Below are 25,208 nucleotides of genomic sequence, written 5' to 3' on the forward strand. Positions count from 1 at the left end.
AGGAACACTCGTGAGGATAGCGCTGGGGCAGCTGGAATCCGGCTCCGACATCCACGCCAACCTCGCCGCGATCGACCGGTACGCCGCCCAGGCAGCGGCCGACGGCGCAGCGCTGGTCGCCTTTCCGGAGTACGCCACCTACGAAAAGAAGAAGGTGGACGCGACCTTCCCCAAGGTGGCCGAACCGCTGGACGGCCCGGTGTGCCAGGAGCTTGCTGACATCGCCCGCCGCCACCGCATCGCGCTGGTGGCGGGCGTGGTGGAAACCTCGGACGAGCCGGGCAGGGCGTACAACACGCTGGTGGCTTTCGGGCCCGACGGCGATCGGCTGGCTTCGTACCGGAAGATCCACCTTTTCGATGCTCAGGGCTTTGGGGAGTCGACGTTCATCAAGCCGGGTCCGTCCACTGCGCCGGTGGTGTTCGAGATCGGGGGAGTGCGGTTCGGGCTGATGACCTGCTACGACCTCCGATTCCCCGAGCTGGCAAGGTCACTGGCCGACGCCGACGCGCAGGTCCTGCTGGTCTGCTCGTCCTGGGTGCCGGGCGAGCACAAGACGGAGCAGTGGCTGGCGCTGAACGCGGCGCGGGCGATCGAGAACAGCGTGTACGTGGCAGGGGTGTCCCAGACGCCACCGGTGTCCGTGGGGCGGAGCGTGCTGGTGGACCCGATGGGGGTGGTCGAGGCAGACCTGGGGCTGGAGCCTGGGGTGCGGGTGGTGGATGTCTCGCTGAAAACTGTGGAGCGCGTGCGGGAATCGTTCCCGATGTTCCGGCAGCGGCGGCTTTAGGCGAGCCGTCCTTGGGCCGCCGTTCTTGGGCCGCCGTTAAGGCGGCGGTAGGAGTGATTCTAAGTGCCGCGTTGTACGTCTCCTCAATACCGTGGCCGCTTTGCGGAAGCTCAGCAGCAACTGGTCGATGAGCAGCGAGAGTCCGAGGTGGGGTGCGTCAATCGGGATCTGTTTGTCGTCAGGAATGGTGCGAAGTCTTTCTCCGAACAGATAAGCTCAGTTTCCTACCATGACGGGGCGGTTCTCGTTGAGCAGGGGCAGCGTCTCCTGGGGATGGCCCGGAGTGCAGGCATGATGACTTCTTCAAGCTTCCGGACTCGTATGTCATAGCCAGCTTCTCCAGCGAAGGTTCCTTCGAGCTGTATGGGGACAATGTCCTTGGGGGTTCTATTTGAGGGAACTTCTATGGTTGGTCCACAGTGCACCAGCGCTGGCGGCGAATTTGTACACGTCTTGGCTGACGCTTCGTTCATGTGGCTATCTCTGTGGCGGCCCTAGCGGTCGGGGTATTGGTGGTCATGAGCTTCCCGATAGAGGGAGGACGTGAAGGCCGACCCTGGTCCGGTGAGCAGACCGACGGCCTGTCCGTGGCCTGCCTCGGTAACGGGATGCCCTGCCGCGGCAGCCGCCGGTTCGGTTTCGCTGATGGCATCCAAAATTATAGATTTTCCGCCGACGTCGATAGTACGGCCGACCGGTGCCCGGAAGAGGCAGTTGACCATCCCGGAGGTGGCAATAAAAACCCATTTCTCTCGCAGGGCGCCGACGACGTCGTTAGCCACGGAGAAGTCGATGCCGGGGACGTCGAGAGCGGGGAAACATCCGTGGCGGACAAGGGCTTCTGATTAGCTAGCCCACCGTTAGGGAAGTGAGGGGCACTTACTGCGGACCAGATTTGCGACTATCACTGCGGCCACGAAAACTGCACCCCACTCGTCCAAGACGACGGGGCACCAAATGCTGATGCCAAGATAACAGGTTGAAACGCGCGCGAAGTTGATACCCTGTACTACATTTCTATGCCAGATGCTGGGAGACTAATGCGCGACGTTTACGGGGCACTCATGCCTCTCCCCGAGGGCAACTTCGAGCATGAATTCCGACGAGCAATCGTTGTGTTGGATACAAATGTGATGCTCGACATGTACAGGTTCTCGCGACCAACGTCCCAGAGGTTCCTGGATCTTCTCGAGCACATTGAGGAAAGGTTGTGGCTGCCTCATCAGGTCGGTCTCGAGTTCCTTCGTCGCCGACCGTTGGTGCGGGATGAACTCCCTGCAAATCATGGGGCAAGAATTGATGAGCTCAAAAAACTTGTCAATAAGTTCGAATCTGCTGAGAAGAAATCTCACGTCGGTCATGATAAGGCCGAAGCAGAATTTATCGCGGCAACCAAGCAATATGTAAAATATCTCACCGACGAAAGGGACGACGTTCGCCGTTGGGCTACAGCACAACATGGCGACGAAGTTCTTGCCACCTTTCGGAGATACTACGATCAGCGCACCGGCCAGAGGCCAAGTCTGGAATGGGTTCAGCAGAGTACTGGGGAAGGCGAGAAGCGTTACAAGAACAAGCGCCCGCCGGGATATGAAGATGCCGCCAAGGAATCAAACCAGTATGGCGACTACTTCCTCTGGAAGCAATGCATAGAAAAGTGCCAGACTGAACAAAGGCCTCTCCTCTTTGTCACCGGAGACGTTAAGTCGGACTGGTGGGAAACAGGCCGCGACAAAAAACGACTGGGTCCACGCGTAGAGCTTGTTGAAGAACTGTTCGATGAGTCGGGTCAGCATCTCTTCATGCTGGACACCTCCCAATTCTTTGAACGGCTGAGAAAGACCATTGAAGCTTCCATCACTGAGGATCAGGATGCCTCTGATGCTGCACAAACAGAGATTGATGCCGCTCAGGCACGACGAGAACGACATGTTCTGTGGAAAACAGGGTCTTTGGACGACGTGTGGTGGAGCAAGATAAGGGAAGCGCAAACGGACTTTTCCGATGTTGAATTCACAATAACGCCAGCGCAGCACCCTGGTCTTAAGGTCTATCCTTCTTTCAATTCCGACGATGCCCGTCTCACCAATCTCCTAATCAACTGGATCAGAGAGAACCCTCACCGTCTGCTACGTTTGGCGCCCGACCTTGCATCCGGGGTCGATGCGGCTACTGAAAGAGACCGCGAGGGAGATGTTGAAGGGTCGGGCGAACCTGACAGTGACCCCGACGACTAAGCGGCGAGGTGATTGATGACCGTCCATAAACCGGCGCCAACCAGGCGAACCAAGGTCCTACCAGACTGCCCGAAACCGCGGGTAGCCTGCGACCATTCCTTAGCGTAATGAAACATTGAGGCTACCCCGCCACCGCCGCCTTCGCAGCCTGGGACGCCTTCATCCACTCGGTCAGCCACGGCACCCTTACGGTGGAGGTTATCCGGCAGTCGGCCACGAACGTCCCTCGAGCCCCCGCGTCGATCCAGCCTTGCAGTGCCGAAAGGTCAACCAAGGACCGGATAACAGCCGACTCGGCGCCCAGAGCCCGCCCAACAGCAGCGAAGTCCACTTCCGGGATCAGCATCGGCTTCTCGGTGAGGCCCGGCGAGCCGTACTGGTGGATCTCCGCCCCGTATGCGGCGTCGTTATAGATCACCACAATCGTGCTGCGGGCGGCACCGATCAGCGATTCGAGGTCGGACAGGCCCATCAGGAACCCGCCGTCGCCGGAGGACAGCACCAGGGTACGGCCGTCCTCCACGGCACGGGCGGCCCCGACGGCGCTGGCAAGGCCCAGCCCGATGGTCTGGTACGCGGTCCCCACCGTCACCAGGTCTTGGGGCCGTGGGATGTTCCAGTACATGGGCGCCCACCCGATGAAGTGGCCGCCGTCTTGCACAACCGTGCGGCGCTCCGGCAGCACCGGATCCAGCGCGGCGGCGAGAGTACGCGGATCCGGCCTCCCATCAACAGTCTCCAAAGAGCCTGAAGCATGCCCTGGCTCGCCAGCCAGGCTCCGGGCGGCCTCAACGCGCCACGTCCCGGCAGCAACCTCACCGTCAACCAGAGACACAAGCTGCGAAGCAGCAGCTTTCGCATCCGCATGGACAAACACATCCACCCGCGGATGAGCCGGCTCCACCGCAGTGTCGATCTGGATGACCGTGCTGTCGGGCACCAGCAGTTGCCCGAACCGCATGGTGAACGGGCTCAGGCTGGCCCCGGCCACCAAGACCACATCGGCCTCGCCCATGAGGCCGGCAGCGGTGTCGGTGCCGAAACCGCCGGCCACGCCCAAGTACCCCTCGCCATTGAGGAGGTTGAGCGCGAGGGCGGTTCCAGCGGTCAGTGTGCCGAGCCGGTCTGCGAGTTCGCGAAGCTCCGCTCTGGCTCCGGCGAGGTGCGCGCCCCAACCAGCCAGGATCAGCGGCCGCCGTGCCCCGGCCAAAAGGCGGGCTACCCGCGCAAGGTCCGTGCAGCCGTCGTCCGTCACTTCCCAAGGGGCCTGCTCCGGAAGGTCCTCGTCCGCAGCCTCGAGCGCGGCGAGGTCGTAGGGGATGGCCAGCACGACGGCGGTGCGCCGGGTGAGTGCATACCGAAACAACGTCGGACATGAGACACTTTCACGACCCTTCGACAGCATAATCGCAAATGATCTGCAGGTCGATCGATTATTCGGCAACGAATGACGTTTGCGCGGTTCAAACGTGCTCAGGGATCGTTGAACATGTTTGGATCGTTCCTAATTGCTCGGGCCGCACCTTGAATATCAGGGTAGATGGTGGATTTGTTGTACGAGTAGCAATCTTCGAGTTCTATTCGAATTTGTCGTTTGGTCGCAGCCGTAACGCGAAAGGTGTAGCTCGGGGGCATCGTCTTAGCGATGTTCGCACCCGCACCGGGACGAGGTCTAGAAAAGCGAACGCTGATGGAGGAAGCGGCAAGGCGATCCGCCAACCGCCATGACCCTGTCCGACCGTGGCCCTTTGGGTAAAATTTTCGAGGTCAGGGGAGTCGACGGGGATGCCGTCGAGGATAAAGGCTGCATTCTGAGCCGCAATCCGGGCTTCGTAGTGGGGGGTATCCAGAAACGCCTAATTCGGCCCATGCCCCATTCCCCGAACGCGCTGTCCTCTAGACCGTCAGCGGTCACATTGACCTCCCAGAAGGGTTTAAAGAGGGGGGCGGTTTCGAGGTCGATACGACTTGCTTCGAAGTCTCTGTGTTTCTGCTCAGGCGTTGCGGCTACCCGCGTAGTTGCGAGTACGAAGATGCGTGCGTCGCCTTCCTCGGTTTCGGCCTCAGCATGTTCTTCGGTAGCGAACCACGCCGCGATAAGTCGAGGAGTCGCGTAGGGGCACCGAAGTGCTGCAACCGGGCAAAATCGAGAGTGCGCTCGTGTCCTCAAACCGCCACTGCTCCCTTATGGCAGCCAGGATGCGGGCTTGAGCGTTCTGGAGGTCCTGATCAGTAGGGAAGGGCTCGCGAATTCTGTGGGGTTGGTTGGGATCCCGCACCCCCTTCGCCTTCCACATCGCACGGAAAAGAGAGCTATGGAGAGGCCATTCCGCATTCTGCTGCCCCCTCCATAAAAAAGTCGTCCCGGAGTGGTGACTGAGGATTGTCGTTACTGCCACCTGCAAAGGTCAGCCCGTTCTCGCCAATGTACTGGACCGGGTCCGCGGAGGGCGGGGATGTCAGGGCTTGCCGAATCATTGCTGGTGCCGCAAGCGGATAGCGCAAAGGTGCGCCAAACGCGATGTGGGCGCGCTTCGGCACGTGCAGCTTCTCCATAGGTGGTCTGGCTGGCGCTGCGCATCATTCTCCGCACCGCCAGCATTATGAATGAGTCAGGTACTCCAACCTGACTCACACTGAGGTCAGAACAAGTCCTGAGATCTCGGCTGCAAATTCGCTACCGTGAGCACCGAAGGCATGAATCTTGCCCTCTCTAATACCCTTGATCCAGGTTTCCACGGTCATGGCACCAGGGATGTCCTGGGGTTCCTGTTCTACCGCCCGACCCTTCGTTGACTGAAACGCAGTGAGGGATACAGCGTTATCGATCTTCGTTACCAACGCAATGATGGGTTGCTTCGCTCGTTCCATCCGGTGGATCGTTACGACAGCAGATTCGGTGGGAGCAGCAACGAGAACGCACTGAGCTCCTTCATCATCCATGGGGATTAAATCCTTGGCCTTGGAATAGAAGTCCGACTTACGCATCAGCACGCTGAAGCGCGCTGCTATTTCAGCGCGAGCTTTCAGGTCTTGCCTTGTCGCCATCTGTCCCTCCACTCGATAGCATCCCCGATGATCGTCATCGCTGATTGGTTGTAGGCGTCGTCAGCCTCTTGCTCATTGTCTAGTGTTCCGAAGGTTTTGGAAACCTTTAACTTCTTGGGGCGTAAATAGTTGCCTTTATGAAGGTGGTAGTTCGCGTGTGCCGAGCAGGCTCTGACGACGTGCTCCATCATACGGGTGACTTTGTGATCGGCCATGAGCCCGACGCTAAAGTCCCACACAAAACCCTCGCACCTAGTGTGCCTGTCTATCGCGATGAGCAGGTCGTCCTCGTCCAGGCTCATTTTCAAGGGAGGTCTCGTCGGAACACAACCCTCGCACTTCTCGTGGTACAGAAGCCCTTGCTCCAGGGGCCCATGACTCTTATCGCTCACTCGCATACCCTAACCGATGTGCCCGTCGGCCTCCCGCCATAACTCACTGGGTTTGGTGAGAGAGATAGGTGGGGTGCCTATGAGTATTGCTCCCCAAAGCCGTCCCGCTCGAGGCTGTCAGCCGGAGAACTGCTTAACGTCGAAACCCGGTCAGGCTAGTCACCGGCCCTGCTCTGATTGAACAGTTGCCTGGTCTACGTCTCTTGCAGAGGGATTCTGTAGCAATCAGAAGAATCATGCATCAGGTTTCTTATGAGGCCACCTAGTAACACACCACTCCGCAAGGTCGACCCCGCGCTCTTCGAGCAGCTCGGGGGTCCACTCCGTGTACTTCTCTGCAAAACTTCGGGCTGACATGAACGCCGATTGTGTCTTGTATACGGGTGCCTTTTTGTCGTAGCCCGAAGCCTGAAGCTTGGAGTTCATCGCATCAGAAAGCGGAATTAGGTTGGCCAACAGGTCTTTCATCTGCACATGTTGAGTGGTGGAGAACGCCTTCCAAGCGGCAGAGGGTGTGGACTGAGGCAGTACATGTTCTATCCACATGGTCAGAGACGATACGTCATCTCCTCCGAGCCCCTCGTCGTACTGCCACAGAACGTATTTATCGATGGAGGTTCCGTAAAGGGGCTCGGAAGTTACTGAATACCTAACTTCGTCGTCCGTTGGCCATTGGACTGTCTTTCGAGCTGCGATGCGAGCCGCTACATTTGCAGCGGTAGGTTGCCCATGCACTTCACCCCAAAGTCCCTTGAAGACTGCATGAAGACCAGTGGGTTCATGTCCACATAGAGCTCGGCGGATAAGAAAAGATTCAAGTAGATCCAAAGTTTCAACCGCGTTCTTCTCGGATAGTTCATCCGAGGAGACGGCAGTCGACAAACGCATTAAAAACGGGTAGATAGAGCTGGGGGCTCCCATTAACCAAAATCGTCGAAGCCGTTTAGCGATTATCTTTGAGTGCTCAGATGTATTCGTTCCGAACTTCAAATCCAGGAATGCGGGCTGATATACTGACAGCTCGCTGACAACCTCTTCTGGTTTCTTATCCTTCCAATGCTCTTTAAGCTTTCCATAAACATCGGATTTTTTGAGGTTCGAGTCGTAAATCAACCCGAAGGGAAAGAAGTACTCGTCAAAGTAGTCCCTTTTGTCTACCTTGAATCGCTGGTAAAACGGCCCCCAGTGGTGCGTGTCAAGGTAGATAGCTTCATCCGGGTTATCAGCCGCTGTCTTGGCGAAAACATCGTTCCGCACCAAGTCACCAGTGGTCATCGGTTCTTGGGAAGAGTTCAGGCTGTCGAAGATCTTTGGGCCGTTGGTTGGGTCCTTGATGTCAATCTGAACTACCGTCATGGTTTTTACCAAGCTGGCGAAAAGTTGATCTAGTCGAATTTTACCCTCTAGCTTGACCTGTGCGCGGATGAACTGATTGGCAAGCCTGAAGTTGTCGGTTAGGCGCTTGCCACTTTGAGTGTTGGTTCCAGCTAGGGGACTAAGCTTGAAGCCTTCAAGTCCTTTATCAAAATTCTTCGTAGCAAGAACATCGCGAATAACGTCATTCATTGCTCCTTGATCCTCTTTCGACGACTGAAGTTTTATATTCGATTTGTTGTACATGCCAGCACTTACAATGTACTTGCGGAAAATCTTCTGCGCGTCGACGAGCTCCCCCAACTCGATATACTTCTTCACGATCGCGCAGAGGTATATGTATATGGTCGTCAGTCGCTGCTGCCCGTCAATTACTTGGTAAGCGTCCGGATCGGATGGATCTGTGTACAAGCCGTGGTGGATCACGGCGCCAAGAAAGTGAACATCGTTAGCCCCATCGACAAGGGATAGTAGGTCTAGCTCGAAGCGGCGAAGTCGTTTCGGCATCCATTTGTAGGGGCGCTGGAAGAATGGGATAACAAAGAATGAATCGCTACCAATAAGGGATCCGACATCAGTTTCATGCGTGTTATTAGTTAGTTTCATAGTTCCGGACTTTCCAATTATTTCGGTCCTACGCAAGACGCAGGGTAGCAGCACAGATGTATTCCAACTTATCGTGGGCACTGCTAAGAGGACGGCATTGCTCGTGTCTCCGCGGCTGTGGCTGACTCACTGCCCAAATCTTGGTCATCTTCCAATGCCGGAGCCAGGCCTGCTATGTGAAGGTCCCGTCGATGTGGTTGGACACGTGGTTTTGAACGGGGGGAGCGAGGTATTTAGGTTCTGTTCGTGGCACCGCCAGATCAAGGAGATAATGGCCACGGAGCGCGAAACCTATAAGAAAGCTCCATTGGGGAAGCAGCAAGCACAGGAGCAGGTCTTGACAGTTACAGCCGAAAACCGGGAACTCAACGTCGCACCCGGTTCGGTGGTTCACGTCCGGGATGAGGAGTGGCTGGTCACCAGCCTCGAGAAGTCCGTTGATGGGACACTCATCAGGGTTCAAGGCCTCAGCGAGCTGGTAAGGGACACCAGCGCGGCCTTCTACTCCGCCCTTGACGACATCGAGGTCGTGGACCCCGCCAAGTCCAGGGTCGTCGCGGACCACACTCCGAACTACCGCAAGGCGCGCCTCTTCCTGGAGACCACGCTGCGCAAGACGCCCACACCGCAGTCCGCGGAACACCTCACGGTCTCAACGCGCATGCTCTCGAGAAACCTGAGGTATCAGCAGATTGCCGTCGCGAAGGCCCTGGACAACAAGAACATTCGGCCCCGGATCCTCATCGCGGACGCCGTAGGACTCGGTAAGACTCTCGAGATCGGGATGATCCTTAGCGAACTGGTCAAGCGCGGGCGCGGTGAGCGGATTCTGGTTGTCACGCCCCGCCACGTTCTCGAGCAGATGCAGCATGAGCTGTGGTGCCGCTTCGCCCTCCCGTTTGTCCGCCTCGACTCCGCCGGTATCCAGAAGGTCCGCCAGAAACTCCCGGCCACGCGCAACCCGTTCACCTACTACAAACGGGCCATCATCTCCATCGATACGCTGAAGAGCGCCCGCTATCGTGCCCACCTCGGAAAGCTGAACTGGGACGCTGTCGTCATTGATGAGTCCCACAACCTCACCAATACCGGCACCCTCAACAACGAGCTCGCGCGCATCCTCGCCCCAAACACGGAGGCACTGATCCTCGCCTCGGCCACGCCGCATAACGGCCGCAACGAGTCCTTCGCCGAGCTCCTTCGCCTCCTCGACCCCACGGTCGTTCGGCCGGACGGGACCTTTGATCCCAAGCAGGTGGAGAACCTCATCATTCGCAGGCACCGCCACAGCCCTGAGGTCGCCCAGGAGGTAGGCGCCGACTGGGCGGAACGAGAAGAACCGGACAACCGCCTCGTCGCCGCTTCTGCAGCCGAGAACGCCATCGCCGAGGAGCTCTCCGATACCTGGCTCTACCCTGAGGGCCGTTCCTCCCCGTACTCGGGACAGAACGGCTCCTTGTTCTCCTGGACCCTCGCAAAGGCCTTCCTTTCCAGTCCCGCCGCGCTGCTGGAGACGGTTACGGAGCGTCTGAAAAAGCTCGACGCCGATGCTTCCACCGAGGCCAGAGAGACTGAGGCGTTGGGTCGCCTCCGCCAGCTTGCAGCAAAGGCCAACACCGGCGAATCAGGCAAGTACAACGAACTGGTCAGCTACCTCAAAAAGATTGGCGTCGGCAAGGGATCACCAACGAGGGCCGTAGTCTTCGCGGAACGCGTCGCCACGCTCAAGTGGCTCCAGGAGACCCTGCCCAAGGCCCTCGGCCTCAAGCCCGAACACGTCGGTCTCCTCCACGGCGGCCTCAGCGACGTCGAACAGCAGAGCATCGTGGACCAATTCAAACGCGGCAACAGTCCGCTCCGGGTCCTGGTCACGGGAGACGTCGCCTCCGAAGGCGTCAACCTGCACGCCGAATGTCACCACCTGATCCACTTCGACATCCCGTGGAGCCTCATCCGGATCGAGCAGCGCAACGGCCGTATCGATCGCTTCGGTCAGCGCCACAAGCCCCAGATCACCACCCTCTTGCTGAACCCGAGCAACACCCGCTTCTCCGGCGACATCAAGGTTCTGACCCGACTGATGGAGCGCGAGCACGAGGCGCACGCCGTGCTGAACGACGTCGCCTCCCTCATGGGGAAGTACAGCGTCAAGCAGGAGGAAGACGCCATCCTGGACGTCCTCCTCGGCAAAGCCAAGTTGGAAGAAACCGTCGGCAAGCCAGACTCGAACCCCGAATCAGGCGACGTTTGGGACTTTCTCGACTTTGAGGCCCTCAACCAGGATGGTCCCACCGAGGACGTACCAGTCGAAAAGCCGTCCGGCCTCTACGCCACGGACTTGGACTTCCTCGACGAGGCGCTGAACGAGGCCTTTGGCGAACCCCAGAAGAAACTCGGCTGGACTATTCACCCAGGCCACGGCCTCGCAGAGCTGAACCCACCGGTGGACCTCCAGCATCGCCTGGGCTACCTTCCACAGGACTACCTTTCCGAGCGCAGAGTCACGGAGCGACTCAAGCTGGCCACAACAGTAGAAGCTGGCACCCGAGAGCTCGACCGTGCCCGCGAGTCTGATGACATGAGCTGGCCCGAAGCCCACTACCTTGGCCCGCTCCACCCCGTCCTGGACTGGGCCAGCGACCGGGCACTAGGGTCGATGTCCCGCAGCGAAGTGCTCGCCGTCCGCGGTGACGTCGACGCCCCGCAGGTTCTCCTCATGGGCACCCTTATGAACCGCCGTGGGCAGGTCGTGTCCAAGGCCTTCATCGCCGTCGAATTCCCCGACCCCAACAAACCCAACTTCTGCATGGACCAGCCCTTGGAGGACCTGGGGGACCACCTAGCAGCCATCGGCGTCCACAATAAGGCAACAAACCCCGGGCCCGTCAGTCTGGACGGTCTGCAGGCCCTCCTCCCACGCGCAGTGGAGAACGCCAGGCAGACAATGCAGATGACGTTCGAGTCCGCGGCCAAGGCAGCCGAGCAGCGGCTGCAGTCATGGACGGACCGCGCCACTGGCTGGACCCAGCTGTCCTTCGAGCTCACACAGCGGGCCGAGGTCAAGAAACAGCGCGAGCGCGTCACCGAAGAGCAGCTCATCGCCGAGTCGCTCGCACCGGCGCAGCGCCTGGTCCGCCCGCTTCTGATCGTCGTTCCCCGCAATACCCCTACAGCCGTACCGGAAGGTGCTGACCAGTAATGCCCTCCTTTGATTCGATCGTTGTCGGTGAAGACTGGATCAGCGAACACTTCTTCACCACGGATTCCACCAAAGAGTCCTTCCAAGCGGAAGTCATCAAACTCCGGAAGTCCTGGGACGAGCAAGCCAAGGAAGGCCACCCCACCACGCTGTCCCGCTTCTCCGAAGTCCGCGGCCAGCTCCAGATCCTGCTCGCCGGGCTCGCCGAGGACCCTGCGGGCGCTCGTGAGGCATACGCCCTGCTGCGCACCGCGCTCGGGTTCAAAGGTACGACGGCGGCAGTCACCTTTGAGCGCAGCGGCACCGAGACGTTGATTCCCGGCGTGTGGAAGACAGACACCGCCGACGTCCTGTTTCTTGAGGCCGGCGCAGCCGACGCTGCTGAAGATGTCTTGTCATCGGTGGAGCCACTCGGCCGCGTGCTCGTCGACGGCAAAGAGGCGCCCTCCCTGACCGTAGCTAAGGTCGTATCTGAAATATTCCTGTCTGAAAACTCACCGAAGTACGTCGTTATCATGGCTGGTCGCTGGCTGATACTGACGGAGCAGGAACGCTGGGCCGAAGGTCGGTATCTGGCCGCCGACGCCCTGCTGGTTGCCGACCGAAACGATACTAGAAGGCATTTTGAAACCGATCGCTTCCTGGTCATTTTCGGCCGGGATTCGCTCATGCCAACTCCGGACGGGTCCATCTGGTGGGATGACATTCTGGCGGCCTCCGTCAAGCACACCGTTGGTGTCTCACAGGACCTGCGGGAGGGCATCCGTCGGTCTATCGAAATCATCGCCAATGACGTGCTCAAGAGGCGAGCCGCTCGCGGGCTCCCGGTGGAGGATGTCGACGGTCAGGACCTGGCGCGCCAGTCCCTGAGGTTCCTTTACCGCATACTTTTCCTGTTGTATGCAGAGGCTTCCCCTGAGATGGGTGTGCTGCCCATCGGAGCAGGCGAATACAACGAGGGCTACGGCCTGGACCGGCTCCGGGAACTGACACTCGTCAACATCCAGTCGCAGGAATCTCAGTGTGGCACCCACATCTACGAATCGCTCGAGAGGCTGTTCCGGCTTGTCGACGGCGGACATAAGCCCCGGCACGGATCGTCGGTCAGTGACGACCCTTCCGGAGACAACGAAGGACTCGTCTTCCAGCCGCTGAAGGCGGACCTTTTTCAAGAGCAGGCCACATCCCTTATCAACGACGCCAAGCTGAGCAACTCCGAGCTTCAGCGCGTCCTGAAGCACCTGCTGCTGAGCAAGGAAGCCCGAGGGAAAGACCGCGGCTTTATCTCTTACGCCGAGCTGGGCATCAACCAGCTTGGTGCGGTCTATGAAGGCCTGATGTCCTACACCGGCTTCATCGCTTCCGAGCCCCTTTACGAAGTAGCGAAGGACGGCAACCCCGAGAAGGGTTCTTGGGTGGTCCCGGTGGATCGCTCCGAGTCCATCGATGCCAAACACTTCGTCCGCTATGAGGACGAGCTGACGGGTGAGAAGAAACTTGTCCTTCACGAAACCGGATCTTTCGTGTTCCGTCTTGCTGGCCGCGAACGTCAACAGTCTGCCTCCTACTACACCCCCGAAGTACTCACGAAGTTCGTCGTGTCACAGGCTCTCGAGGAGTTGTTGGACCAGGACGGAACTACCACAGCAGCGGACGACATACTCAAACTCACGGTGTGCGAGCCTGCTCTGGGCTCTGGTGCGTTTGCCATCGAGGCAGTGCGCCAGCTCGCGGATGAGTACTTGAGCCGCAAGCAAAAGGAACTCGATCATCAGATCCCTGCGGACGAGATCCCGCAGGAGCGGCAGAAGGTCAAGGCCCAGATCGCACTGCATCAGGTTCACGGTGTTGACCTGAACTCGACAGCGGTGGAGCTCGCCGAAGTTTCGCTCTGGCTGGACACGATGGTCAAGGATCTTCAGGCCCCGTGGTTCGGGCTGCGATTGCGCCGCGGAAACTCGCTCATCGGTTCGCGAAGAGCCACGTATTCACGTCAGTCAGTAAACGACAAGACCTGGCTGAAGTCCGAGCCGGCCGAGGCACCGCTCACAGGGCTCGTTGGCGCTATGGAGGACGACACGGATGACCCGAATATTGTCAGTCGTATCCACCATTTTCTGTTGCCAGCCGAAGGCTGGGGGGCGGCGGCCGACGCTAAAGAAGTCAAAGACCTGGCGGGTGAAGCACAGAAGGACCTGAAGGTCTGGCGAACTAAAGTTAAGGCAAAGCCGAGCAAAACGCAGCTCGATCGCCTAGTCGCCTTGGGCACCCGAGTGGAATCGCTGTGGAAGTTGACGCTGCGGCGCCTGCAGGTCGCCGAGACTGAGGCTCGCCGGGACATCGACTACTTCGGTAAACCCGAAGTGCTGATCGATGAGGCGTATTCAGTGGTCAATGGTGATGGGACCGGTGCCGTAACCCGCGAGCAAATCGAGCAGTCGCTCAACAACGAAAATGGCTCCTATCAGCGCCTGCGACGGGTGATGGATGCATGGAACGCACTCTGGTTCTGGCCTTTGACGGAGCGCGCGACCAGCGGAGTCCAACCACCATCGCTCGAAGAATGGATATCCGGACTTGAAGGCATCCTCGGAATCGAAGCGTCGGTGGGAAAACCTTCACGGAAATACGGCTTCATCGAAGGCCAGACTTCAGTTCTCTCTATGGCGTCATGGGGCGAGTTGGAAGCGATCGAGTCCTTTGACCTGAGCACCGCGCATGTAAAGCCCATCGACACGGTAAGGATGGAGCATCCGTGGCTGGACGTCTGTAAGCGCGTCGCTGTGGACCAAGGCTTCTTCCACTGGGAACTCGACTTCGCGTCTGTATTCGGCCGCGGCGGTTTTGACCTACAAGTTGGGAACCCGCCCTGGGTCCGTCCGCGCTCTGACGAGGCGGCCCTCTTGGCTGAAGGCGATCCCTGGTGGCAACTGGCCGACAAGCCCACTCAGGGTCAGATAAAGGCCAAACGGGTCGTTACGCTAGCGCTGCCAGGTATGAACGAGCTTTTCATCGAGGCGGCTGTCCCAACACCGGTGGTCGCCGAGTTCATCGGTTCATCGGTTCAACACGTACTCCTGAGCGGGCTCCAACCCGACCTCTATCGCGCATTCATGGTTCGTACGTGGCGTTCTGCTTCACCTGTCGGGGCAATAGGGCTGATTCACCCGGAATCACATTTCACTGAAAAGAAGGCTTCACATCTCCGAGCCGAGACATACCGGCGACTTCGTAGGCACTGGCATTTTCGCAACAAGAAAAAGCTGTTTGCAGACCTCACGGATCAGCTTGAGTTTGGAGTGCATGTATATGCGAGTCGTCGGGAAGACCCTCGCTTCATAATGGCGGCTTCTCTCTATCAGCCTGATACGGCGGAGCGATCTCTACTCCATGACGGGTCTGGCGAAGCTCCTGCCCTCAAGACCGCTGATGGACATTGGGACACAAGACCACATTTGGAGCGCATCGTCCGAGTTGATGCGTCGGCCTTGGCTGTTTGGGCTGACATTTTGGAGGAACCCGGAACAGCTGCCATTTACGCGCGAATGGTTTACCCAATCAACACGGCGAGTTCGAGGGTTCTGACGAAACTCAGTAGTGCACCGCGCCTTAGGGATCTGGCACTCCAGTACTCCCGAGGCTGGGACGAATCTATCGACCGCAAGAACGGTTATTTCGAGGTCGGTTGTGGAGTTCCCAAATCGTGGGAGGATGTGATTTTGCAAGGTCCACACTTCACTGTTGCCAACCCTTTCTCGAAGCAGCCCCGACAGGTGGTCAGGAGCAACAACGACTGGGACGAAATCGATCTCGAAGCCATACCGGAGGACTTCGTTCCACGCACGGCCTACCAGCCTGATGGTGACCCGGCTAAATATTCTCGCGATTATGGCATGTGGCTGAACTCCGAAGGGGTCTCAGTGCCGGTTCGCAATCACTATCGCTTGGCATGGCGTCGAATGGCTGCCATCGCGAGTAAACGGACGCTGCATGTCGGTCTCATCCCTCCCGGTTCGGCGCACGTACATCCTGTCTACTCCGCGGGGCCGTTCGCTAGCCCCCAAATGTTGTTGGGACAAATAGGCTTTCTTTCAGCGCTCCCAGCGGATTTCATGATCAAGTCATCAGGTTCAAGTGAAATTCAATTCTCGCTATTGGGACAGCTTCCGAGGTTCAACCCACATTCAGCCTTGGCCAGCGCACTCGTAGAGCGGGCTGCGAGGCTTGTTTGCCTCACAGAGGCGTACGCGGACATCTGGGATGGAGCAATGGGATCGCGTTGGCACCCCGGCGTTCCCCTTAGAAATGCCGCAAAACGGCGGCACGCTGAAGTGGAACTCGACGCATTGGTTGCCCTTGAGGCAGGTCTTTCGGATGAAGAGCTGTGCACGATCTACCGGACCCAGTTCCCGGTGCTGCGAGCCTACGAATTAAATGATCTATACGATGCAAATGGCCGCAAGGTGCCTGGTGACATGAACCGTCTCTATCGAAAGCTCGGCGAGAGCCTGACGCTTGAGGACAGAACCTGGACGCACCCGCAGAGCGGCATTGGGTACGTCTTCGAGTTCCCGTTCCAGAGCTTCGACCGGGAAGAAGACATGCGGAAGGCGTATGCGCACTTCTCAAGCGAGCTGGGGGAAAAGTCCTGATGTCGGAACTGCTGCCGACCAGCCAGGCTGGCGATCTCCGCCGCGGCCTCTCGGACTACTTGGCCACGACTTTCGCCCTCACCGACGGAAACGCTCAGTCTGCCATCAAGGACTTTCTGGCTGATCCGCACAACGGTCTTTTCAAGGGCTCATACGTCCGACTGCGCATGCCCTTCGAATCGGCCGTCCTGGGCTGGAGGGAATGCCTGGATTGGTACGAAGGGTTTGAGCCCTATGGGCACCAGGCGCAGGTGTTTCAGCGGCTAAGCAGCAAGGGCATTGCCAGCAATGGAGCCAGGGCCAACCGACGCCCAGAGCCTACTCTCGTCACCACGGGAACCGGCTCGGGCAAGACCGAGGCCTTCCTCTACCCAATCCTGGATCATGTGCTGCGCGCCAAACGCGATGGCGTCACTGGCATGAAGACGCTCATCCTCTACCCGATGAATGCACTCGCCAATGACCAGGCCAAGCGGCTGGCCGAGATGCTCACCACCTATTCCGAACTCTCCGGCATCAGTGCCGGCATCTACACCGGACAGCAGGACACCAGCCGCACCAAAGTCTCAAGGGACGGTCTCATCAACGACCGTCAGGTCTTCCGGGAAGACCCGCCTGACATCCTGCTGACCAACTACAAAATGCTGGACATGCTCCTGCTCCGCCAGGAGGACGCACCTCTCTGGCAGAAGTCCGCAACAAGCCTGCAGTACGTCGTCCTCGACGAGTTCCACACCTACGACGGCGCCCAAGGTACCGACGTCGCCATGCTGCTGCGCCGGCTGGGGCTGTCGCTGAAGAGCTATTGGCCGGAAGACCTCGCCAATCGTCCTGACGGTCTGACCGAGGAGGACCGGGCTCGGCCGCTGGGCCGCGCCACACCCGTCGCCACATCCGCCACCCTCGGCAGCAAGGGTGACCCCGAGGCGATGCTCCGGTTCGCTGAGACTGTCTTCGGTGAAGCATTTCCCCCTGAGTCCGTTGTCACCGAGTCCAGGCTGAGCTCTGAAGCCTGGTCAGCGCTCGGCTCCGGCACTGCCCGGGTGAAGGATCTGCACGCGGTCGCACTAACTATCGCCGAGACGAATACGGCTGTAGCGGCACTGCGGGAAGCAGGTGCCGGGCCGGACACCGTGTTTGAACCAATTCTCGACTCGCTCTTTGAGCAGAGGCCCAAGGACCTGCTAGACGCGATGCGTACCCACCCGCTCACCGCAGCCCTGCTTGCGAATGCAACAGCCGCCGTCGAGCTCGCCAAACTCTCACACACGGTCTTCCCGACCCATGCCCTGCCGGAGGGCGTCCAGGCGTCGGACGCCGAAGAATTTTTGTCCCACGTCATCGCTCTGCTCAGCCAGATCCGCGCGCGCCACGGCCGTGAGGCTCTGACCGTCGAAACGCACCTTTGGATCCGTGAAATGTCCCGGGTGGATGCCGCGGTGGATACGGTTCCGCGCTTCCGCTGGTCAGATGACGGCGTGGATCAGTCGAACGACATGTTCTTGCCGGCCGTCTATTGCCGGCATTGCGGACGGTCCGGCTGGGGCGCCGTCCTGGCACCGACGGGTATGGATCTGGAGCTGGACGACTCCAAGATCCGGGAGGCGCGCCTGGCTAACAACCCGAGGTTCAGAACTCTCATTTCCGCCGCCGCCGAGGCAGACATCATGGAGTTCCGTCAGGACGGCGCTGAGCAGGTCCAGGGACTGCACTGGCTGCATACAGTCAACCGGGGACTTTCCAAGACTCCTCCCGCGGCTGACAGCGCAGACCTGGCCGAAGGCCGCGTCATTCCTGTGCTGATGCTCACTGGCCAGGACGCCGACGACCAGTCCAAGCGGGACGTCTGCCCGTCCTGCCTGGCCAAGGAAGGCATCGCCTTTATGGGCAGTGCCATCGCCACGATGCTCTCCGTGAGCATCTCCAACCTTTTCGGGGCTGAGGGCCTGGACGAGGGTGAGAAGAAGGCTCTCGTCTTCACCGACAGCGTGCAGGACGCAGCCCACCGGGCCGGGTACGTCCAGTCCCGCTCGCACACCATGACGCTCCGCACCGCGCTGCGCCGGGCCCTGGGCGAGGATACGGCGACACTCTCAGAGGTTGTCGACGCTGCCATCGCCAACGCGAAGACGCCTACCGAGCGTTACCAACTGGTGGCCCCCGAATACGCCGACCGCCAGAGTTTCAAGCAGTTCTGGAATCCGAAAGCTACACCGGCCGAACAAGCGCGCGGACGCCGGTTCGCCAGACGCCGCCTGCAGTTCGACGCCCTCCTGGAGCTCGGCCTGCAATCCCGCACAGGCCGGACGCTGGAGCTCACAGGTTCTCTCGCCGTCGAGACGGATGCGGGCAGCGCTACCCGCATGGTTTCCATCGCCCGCCGGGCCTACGACTCTGCCCAGCACCAGACGATGGTGGGGGACACCGCGCCTACCGAGCAGCAGTTACTGCAGTGGATCCGCGGAAGCGTTGAGCGCGTCCGTCTTCAGGGCGGCATCAACCACGAATGGCTCAAGGGCTACATCGCCACTGACGGTAAACGGTGGCAGATCTGGGGAGGCCGGCCCAAGGGTGAAGGCATGCCTGCTTTTCCGTCCGGGCGACCCGCGCCGGCGTTCCCGCGGATCGGTCGCGCGGACGCCGCGACCGACAACCTGGACACGGTCACCCCGTCGACCTCGTGGTACTCCCGGTGGACAGCGCGCTGCCTCGGTATTGCGCCGTCGGACAGCGGTTACCTCTCCAAGGCTCTGATCACCGCGTTGGCAGACGATGGCGTGCTCGGCAAGACCAGCACCAACTCCGGAGCTGACGTCTACTGGCTGGAACCGGCAAAGGTCATGCTCTCCATTCCCGCCGTTGACGACCTCGAGTCCGGCCGCCATGTCCTTGCGTGCAAGGTCTGCAAGGCCGTGACTCCGGGGAGCCTGACCGTCATCGACCAGCTCGACGGCGCCCCGTGCACTCTGGTCCGGTGCAGCGGCAGACTGGAACGCCAGGCGGGCGACTCCCGGAACTTCTACCGGGACCTTTACTCCTCGCGGGAAAGCAAACGCGTGGTTGCTCGTGAGCACACCTCCCTCCTGGACGACAAGACCCGGATTCTCTACGAGACCCAGTTCAAGTCGGGATCCGATAATCCGCAGGCCCCCAATGTCCTGGTGGCCACGCCCACTCTGGAGATGGGCATCGACATCGGCGACCTCTCCTGCGTCATGCTTGCCTCGCTGCCTACTTCGGTCGCCTCCTACCTGCAGCGCGTCGGCCGTGCCGGCCGCCTCACCGGCAACTCGCTGGTCCTCGCGTTTGTGCGGGGCCGCGGCGAGCATCTGCCCAAGCTGCATGACCCGTTGTCTGTAATCAACGGTGAGGTCCGGCCGCCTGCTACGTATCTGGACGCAGAAGAGATTCTGGGGCGCCAGTATGTGGCCCACGTGGCAGACCGGTTCGCCCGCACCACCGCCCGCCCTCATCCTCGGGACGCGGTCCAGGCCCTCGGAAGCGTTGCACCGAGCTCGTTCATCGGGGACCTGATCCAGGACGCCACGACGAATGCCAAAGATTACCTGGCTGAGTTCCTGGGCCAGTTCGGCGAAAGGGTCTCCGAGGGAAGCCGCCAACGGCTGATTGCATGGGCATCCGAGCACGACGACGGCGAGCCCAGTGGTCTCGCCCGGCACCTCATCCGGGCGGCAGGGGAGTGGAAAGCCGACATCGACGAGCTGGAGGCCCGCCGCAAGGAAATCGACAAGGCTCTCCCGGAGCTGGAGGCCGCGGCCAAAGAAGCAGAGCGGTTAGACGACAAATCCTCAGACGCAGTTCAGGCCCTCCGCACTGCTAAAGCGACTCTTCGTATGATCGGCGACCAGCTCAAGCAGCTCCGCGGCGATTACTGGATCTCCGTTTTGGAAGCGTATGGCGTCTTGCCCAACTACACGCTCCTGGACGATTCCGTGGGCCTGGACGTGGGGCTGTCGTGGAAGGACGCAGACACGCAGGAGTTCGTCACGGACACGGTGACCTACAACCGTGGCGCCTCCGTAGCGCTCAGCGAGTTAGCCCCCGGGGCCACGTTTTACGCCCAGGGCATGGAGATCCTGATCGATGCCGTCGACCTTGGCCCGCAGCAAAGCCACATTCAGAAGTGGCAGGTGTGCCCGCAGTGTGGCTGGGTCAAGACGGATGTGGGCACAAGTGCACCGGTGATGAGTTGCGTCAGGTGTACGACGGCGGCAATCGCCGACATGGGCCAGATCTTCGACGTCGTGGTCATGAAAAAAGTCTCCGCCGAAGTACGACGGGACGAGGCCGCCATCAATGACCGCCGCGATAACCGCGTCCGTGAACGATTCACAATCGCTGCCGCGGCTGACATCGACCAGCAGCACCTGCAAAAGCGCTGGTTCGTGGAAGGTTATGAGTTCGGAGCGGAGTACTTCAACAGGGTAGACATTCGGTGGATCAACACCGGGCGGACCGCTTCAAACGGCGGGGTACGGACGATTGCCGGCGACGACGTGCGTACACCAATGTTCCGGCTATGTTCCTACTGTGGCCAGCTGGACCAGTCGGCCAAAGAGAACCGGCCGAACGAGCACCGTTTCTGGTGTAAGTTTCGGAAGGAAACCCAGGAGAGTATCAAGGAAGTAGTCCTGGCGCGCGAGCTTAATACCCAGGGCGTGGTGTTGCACCTTCCGCTGGACGTCACATACGGCGACGATTTCTCGGTGCCGAGTCTTCAGGCCGCCCTGCTCATGGGTCTCCAGAAAGTCCTGGGCGGCGCACCGGACCACCTCGGGGTGTTGAAGATCAACGATCCCGCGCATGCCGGTGGCCGGATCGCACTCATGCTCCACGACAAGGTGCCTGGCGGTACGGGATACCTGGCCGAGTTCGCGGATGCGAAGCGGGTGTGGGAGCTGCTGTACGCAGCCTGGGAGACGGTACGAGACTGCAGTTGCCGGTTCGAGGAACGGCTTGCCTGCCATCACTGCCTCCTGCCGCATGCCGAACCATGGCAGGTCGACAAGGTGGCACGAGCAAGTGCCGAGCGCCTGCTTGGTCTCCTCCTGCGTTCCGGGCAGAAGGCCGCCAACGGTGACGTCCCGCCGTCGTACTCGGACTGGGCCGTAACCGAAGAAGCGCCCAGCGCCGAAAGCTCCATCGAATCGCTGCTGGAAAAGCGGTTTCGGAAAGCCTGGATGGACCGCCTCAAAGCAGTGGGCGCGCACACTAAGGTCACCCCCGGTGCGCTCGCCGACACTATTACCTTCCGCATCCCCGGTCAGAACTTCCAGTGGCAGCTTCTGCCACAGGTGGATGTTGCCGGCACACGGCCGGACTTCCTGTTGAAAGGGCCGCCGGACCCGAACTTTCCGGTGCTGGCGATTTACACCGACGGTTTCGCATTCCACGCGTCGCCGGAGCACAACCGGATCGCGGACGACGCCGAGAAGCGCCACAAGCTTCGGCACACCTCGGAGCTGTCTTCGGCTGTGGTGCCCTGGGCCGTGACATGGGAGGACGTTGACGCGTTTGAAGCTGGTTCTTCAGCGCCGGTTGCGTTGCCGTCCTGGGCAAACGCCAAGCTGAACGCACAGCTGATGGCCAAGTTCCCTGTGGACGCGTCCATCATGGGTGTACTGGGCCGGGATGCCGTAAGCATGCTCTGGCAGTGGGTCAACAAGCCGGATCCTGAAGCCTGGGCGAAGTTTTCTGAGCTGGTGCCGCTGATGCTCATGCAGCAGAAGCCGCAGCTTTCGGACGCGGACGCTGTATACGGGCATGCTGTGGCCTTGGCCCGCGGAGAACAGCCCGCGCTGCCCACCGGCAGTGTCACCGCCTGGACGTGCAGATCCGGCAGTGTCGGCTTTGCTGCCGCGGGCTCGCCTAATAGCCTGTCCACAATCGCCGTCGGCCTTTGCCTCGATGATCGACAGGACGCACTCGCTTCTTCTTCTTCTTCGCACGAAGCCTCTTGGCGCCTTTGGCTGCAGCTCTCAAACCTCCTGGCGTTCAAACCCATCGGTTTGACCATCGGATCCGTAGCTTCCGACGTGAGCGCCGGCGGCTCGGTTGCTGCAGAAGTCGCTCGCAAGGAGATGGCGGACGAGGTCGGACCCGCGTGGAAGCCACTTCTGGATCAGGCAACCGAGTTCGAAAAAACACTGCTGTTGCAGCTTGCCACTTCTGGTCTGGATGTTTTGCCGGAGCTCGGATACGAGGTGGACGGGGTGCCAGTTTCGATAGCCTGGCCGGACCATCACCTTGCCGTTGTATTCGACGGTGACGAACGTGAAGGGCTGGAAGCCTCAGGATGGACCACCGTGGGAATTGACGTTGATGAAATACGCGAACTGCTGAAGGCAAAGGGGGCTTGACGTGGCACTCGTGACATGGATCAAGCAGAAGGACAAGATCGACGGCGCAATGAAGGCTAAGGTCTACTCCTTCTTTGAAAAGTTGCAGAAAGACGACACTGCCCCGGGCCTCCACATCGAACCGATGCATACGCCCGCGGATCCCCGCGTACGCACAGGCCGTATCGACTTGAACTATCGCGCAGTGCTGTTCAAAGTTGCTTTCGAGAACACCCCGCACTACTTCTACTACGGTGCGTGGCCTCACGATCAGGCAATCGATATTGCCCGGTCCAGCGTGCTGCAGGTGAACTCGGTCAACGGTGTTCTCGAGGTGGTGCGGGCGTCAACTCCGGCTACCGGGGGGCCGCCGACGGAGAGGGTCGTCGAGCCGGTCGAGGTGGTCGAGCCGGAGGCTCCCGAGAAGGAGATAGAGGCAGAATCTCCGCTGCTCTGGACGAACCCTCTCGCAGCCTGCGGGATGGATCAGGGTGAGCTGGTAGCCAGCCTCGGTCTCGCTGCGGATCTTGTGGACAGAGCGTTCGCTGCTTCATCTGATGAGGAGCTTCTGGATGTACTGGGTGATGCCCCCGAGTGGCAGGCCACGGCGCTGCTGGAGCTCGCCGCGGGTACGTCTGTCTCGGATGTTCAAGACAAGTTGGCCCTGAGCCGCTACATCGACGACCCGGAAGAGTCCGAAGAGGACAAGATCAAGCGGGCACTGGAACATCCGGCAACGAAGATGCAGTTCACCTTTGTGGGGGACAAATCCGAAGAGCTCAAGAAGGTCATCGAAGGCGGCGATTTCGACTCCTGGCGTACCTTCCTCCACCCCGAACAGCGCGTCTATGCTGAACGACGCTACAGCGGCTCCTTTAGGCTCTCCGGGGGCGCTGGCACGGGTAAAACGGTTGTGCTGCTGCACCGGGCACGGGCCCTGGGGCATGCGGAGCCTGCCGCACGTATTGTGCTGACGACGTACACCACCACCCTTGCTGAGTCGCTTGAGAGCGGACTGGCAAAGCTCGACGCAGGTCTTCCGCGGGCATCCAAGCCTGGTGACCGCGGTATTCATGTTGCTGGTGTGGATTCGCTCATCAGCAAGGTCTTCCGTGCCGCTTCCGAAGTGGAACAGCGGCAGTCGATGAAGGATCTGTTTGGCCTTGAGGCTGCAGCTCCGGGCAAGATTCTGGAGGCTGATCGAGCGCGCCAACAATGGGAATCCGCGCTTAGCGACGTGGAGCACGAACTCGAGCCTGAGCTTGCCAACCCCACGTTCCTTCAGCAGGAATACGAGACCGTGGTCCTGCCAAACTTCATTACGGGTAAAGACGAGTATCTCAAGGTCCCCCGCGCGGGGCGCGGCACCGCACTCAACCGCGCCAAGAGGCTGGCCGTATGGAAGGTAATCGAGGGGTACAGGTACTACAACCGGATCGACATGCATGCCTCCTTTGTTGAGATGGCACACCTCGCAGCGTTGGTGCTCCGGCAACGTAGTGAGAATGGCATGACGCGGATGGCGGACCATGTGCTCATCGATGAGGCCCAGGACCTGCACGCCGGTCACTGGCTCTTCCTCCGGGAACTGGTGCAGCACGGTCCTGATGACCTGTTTATTGCCGAGGACTCGCACCAACGCATCTACGGACAGAAGGTGCCGCTGTCCCGTTTTGGCATCGGAATTGTCGGCAGGTCTCGGCGGCTGACCCTCAACTACCGCACCACACAGCAGAACCTGGCGTACGCCGTCGGACTGCTGAAGGGTGTTCCGGTCACGGACATCGAGGGCACCGATGAATCCGTCCACGGATATACCTCTTCCCGTGTGGGACCGAAGCCGCAGGAGCACGCGGCAACGTCCTATGTGGAGGAGCTGGACAACCTTGCCCAGACACTGCGGGCATGGCGGGAGGAAGGCGTGCCGCTTGAAACGGTTGGCATCCTGGTTCGCGCGAACTTCCAGATCGGCAAGGTAATCAGCGGACTCAACGAACGGGGACTAGAGGCGCGTATTGCCGGATCTACTGTTGTTTCCAGCGTGCCAGCAGTGATGACCATGCACCGATCAAAGGGCATGGAGTTCACCCGAGTTGTTCTGTTCGGTATGTCGGATCAGTCGATGCCCGCTGCATACCAGCTGCAGAATCTGGCTCCGGCCGAACAAGCGGATGCGCTTCTGCGTGAGCGTTCGCTCCTCTATGTGGCTGCTACTAGGGCGCGGGACGGGCTGGTCGTGTCATGGAGCGGCAAACCGTCAGAGCTGCTTGGTACAAAGTAGTTTCGATACGCCAACGGTGATTGGGGGAGAAATGGCGGCAGGATCGACAACGACGAAGTCCCGATGGTGGGACGGAGACGCCAAACAGCGTTACTGGATGGAGGTTGTTTACGAGGAGCGATTTGGAAGTCAGCTCATTGCTCCCGGAGGTGGCCGACATGACCGGATGAATGACGTCCGAGTAGGGGATGTCGTAATCCATTGGCTCAGCCGCAAAAACCCCAGAAGTGGAAACCAGGAGTTTACGGAGCCTCAGTTGTAGCCGGTCCT

Annotated in this window: 11 protein-coding genes; 6 read left to right on the plus strand and 5 right to left on the minus strand. The window is 60.0% G+C overall.

Annotated elements, in window-relative coordinates; translation table 11 throughout:
* Window positions 1-10 precede the first annotated feature (10 nt).
* Entirely contained in the window at window positions 11-790 is a 780-nt protein-coding gene (locus CXQ88_RS14240) for a carbon-nitrogen hydrolase family protein (protein WP_104044808.1), read from the plus strand.
* A 494-nt stretch (window positions 791-1,284) separates the two neighbouring features.
* Here CXQ88_RS14240 and CXQ88_RS21590 read toward each other — a convergent pair whose 3' ends face one another.
* The gene (locus CXQ88_RS21590) at window positions 1,285-1,572 is read right to left on the minus strand and encodes a hypothetical protein (RefSeq protein ID WP_146069216.1); all 288 of its coding nucleotides are present in this window, start codon (window positions 1,570-1,572) and stop codon (window positions 1,285-1,287) included.
* Window positions 1,573-1,830: 258 nt separating this feature from the next.
* Here CXQ88_RS21590 and CXQ88_RS14250 point away from each other — a divergent pair, with 258 nt between their 5' ends.
* Window positions 1,831-3,027: a PIN-like domain-containing protein gene (locus CXQ88_RS14250; protein WP_104044810.1), complete on the plus strand. Its 1,197-nt coding sequence runs from the start codon at window positions 1,831-1,833 to the stop codon at window positions 3,025-3,027.
* Between the two features lie 121 nt (window positions 3,028-3,148).
* On the opposite strand, the gene CXQ88_RS14255 is transcribed toward CXQ88_RS14250, so the two are convergent.
* The 4 genes from CXQ88_RS14255 to CXQ88_RS14270 form a co-directional block, all read right to left on the minus strand.
* Window positions 3,149-4,393: a thiamine pyrophosphate-dependent enzyme gene (locus tag CXQ88_RS14255; RefSeq protein ID WP_258061879.1), complete on the minus strand. Its 1,245-nt coding sequence runs from the start codon at window positions 4,391-4,393 to the stop codon at window positions 3,149-3,151.
* A 1,265-nt stretch (window positions 4,394-5,658) separates the two neighbouring features.
* Window positions 5,659-6,075 (minus strand): hypothetical protein, encoded by a 417-nt coding sequence (locus CXQ88_RS14260; RefSeq protein WP_104044811.1) that lies wholly within the window; start codon window positions 6,073-6,075, stop codon window positions 5,659-5,661.
* On the minus strand, window positions 6,054-6,467 hold the full coding sequence (locus tag CXQ88_RS14265) for a hypothetical protein (protein ID WP_104044812.1): 414 nt from the start codon (window positions 6,465-6,467) through the stop codon (window positions 6,054-6,056). Before CXQ88_RS14265 ends, CXQ88_RS14260 begins: the two co-directional genes overlap by 22 nt.
* A 234-nt stretch (window positions 6,468-6,701) precedes the next feature.
* A complete protein-coding gene (locus CXQ88_RS14270) occupies window positions 6,702-8,447 on the minus strand; it encodes a DUF262 domain-containing protein (RefSeq protein WP_104044813.1) in 1,746 nt (581 codons plus the stop codon).
* Window positions 8,448-8,784: 337 nt separating this feature from the next.
* Between CXQ88_RS14270 and CXQ88_RS14275 the strand changes: the two genes are divergently transcribed.
* Genes CXQ88_RS14275 through CXQ88_RS14290 form a run of 4 tightly spaced genes read left to right on the plus strand, consistent with a single transcriptional unit; the run spans window position 8,785 to window position 24,938 of the window.
* Complete coding sequence (locus tag CXQ88_RS14275) at window positions 8,785-11,646, plus strand: helicase-related protein (RefSeq protein ID WP_258061880.1); 2,862 nt, start codon at window positions 8,785-8,787, stop codon at window positions 11,644-11,646.
* Window positions 11,646-16,298 (plus strand): DNA methyltransferase, encoded by a 4,653-nt coding sequence (locus CXQ88_RS14280; RefSeq protein ID WP_104044815.1) that lies wholly within the window; start codon window positions 11,646-11,648, stop codon window positions 16,296-16,298. The genes CXQ88_RS14275 and CXQ88_RS14280 overlap by 1 nt, the downstream gene beginning before the upstream one ends.
* Window positions 16,298-22,678, plus strand: a complete 6,381-nt coding sequence (locus CXQ88_RS14285; RefSeq protein ID WP_104044816.1) for a DEAD/DEAH box helicase — start codon at window positions 16,298-16,300, stop codon at window positions 22,676-22,678. The genes CXQ88_RS14280 and CXQ88_RS14285 overlap by 1 nt, the downstream gene beginning before the upstream one ends.
* Window position 22,679: 1 nt before the next feature.
* A complete protein-coding gene (locus tag CXQ88_RS14290) occupies window positions 22,680-24,938 on the plus strand; it encodes a 3'-5' exonuclease (protein WP_219816330.1) in 2,259 nt (752 codons plus the stop codon).
* The last annotated feature ends 270 nt before the right edge of the window (window positions 24,939-25,208 follow it).

Source organism: Arthrobacter sp. ZGTC412, assembly GCF_002929215.1.
Classification (GTDB): domain Bacteria; phylum Actinomycetota; class Actinomycetes; order Actinomycetales; family Micrococcaceae; genus Arthrobacter.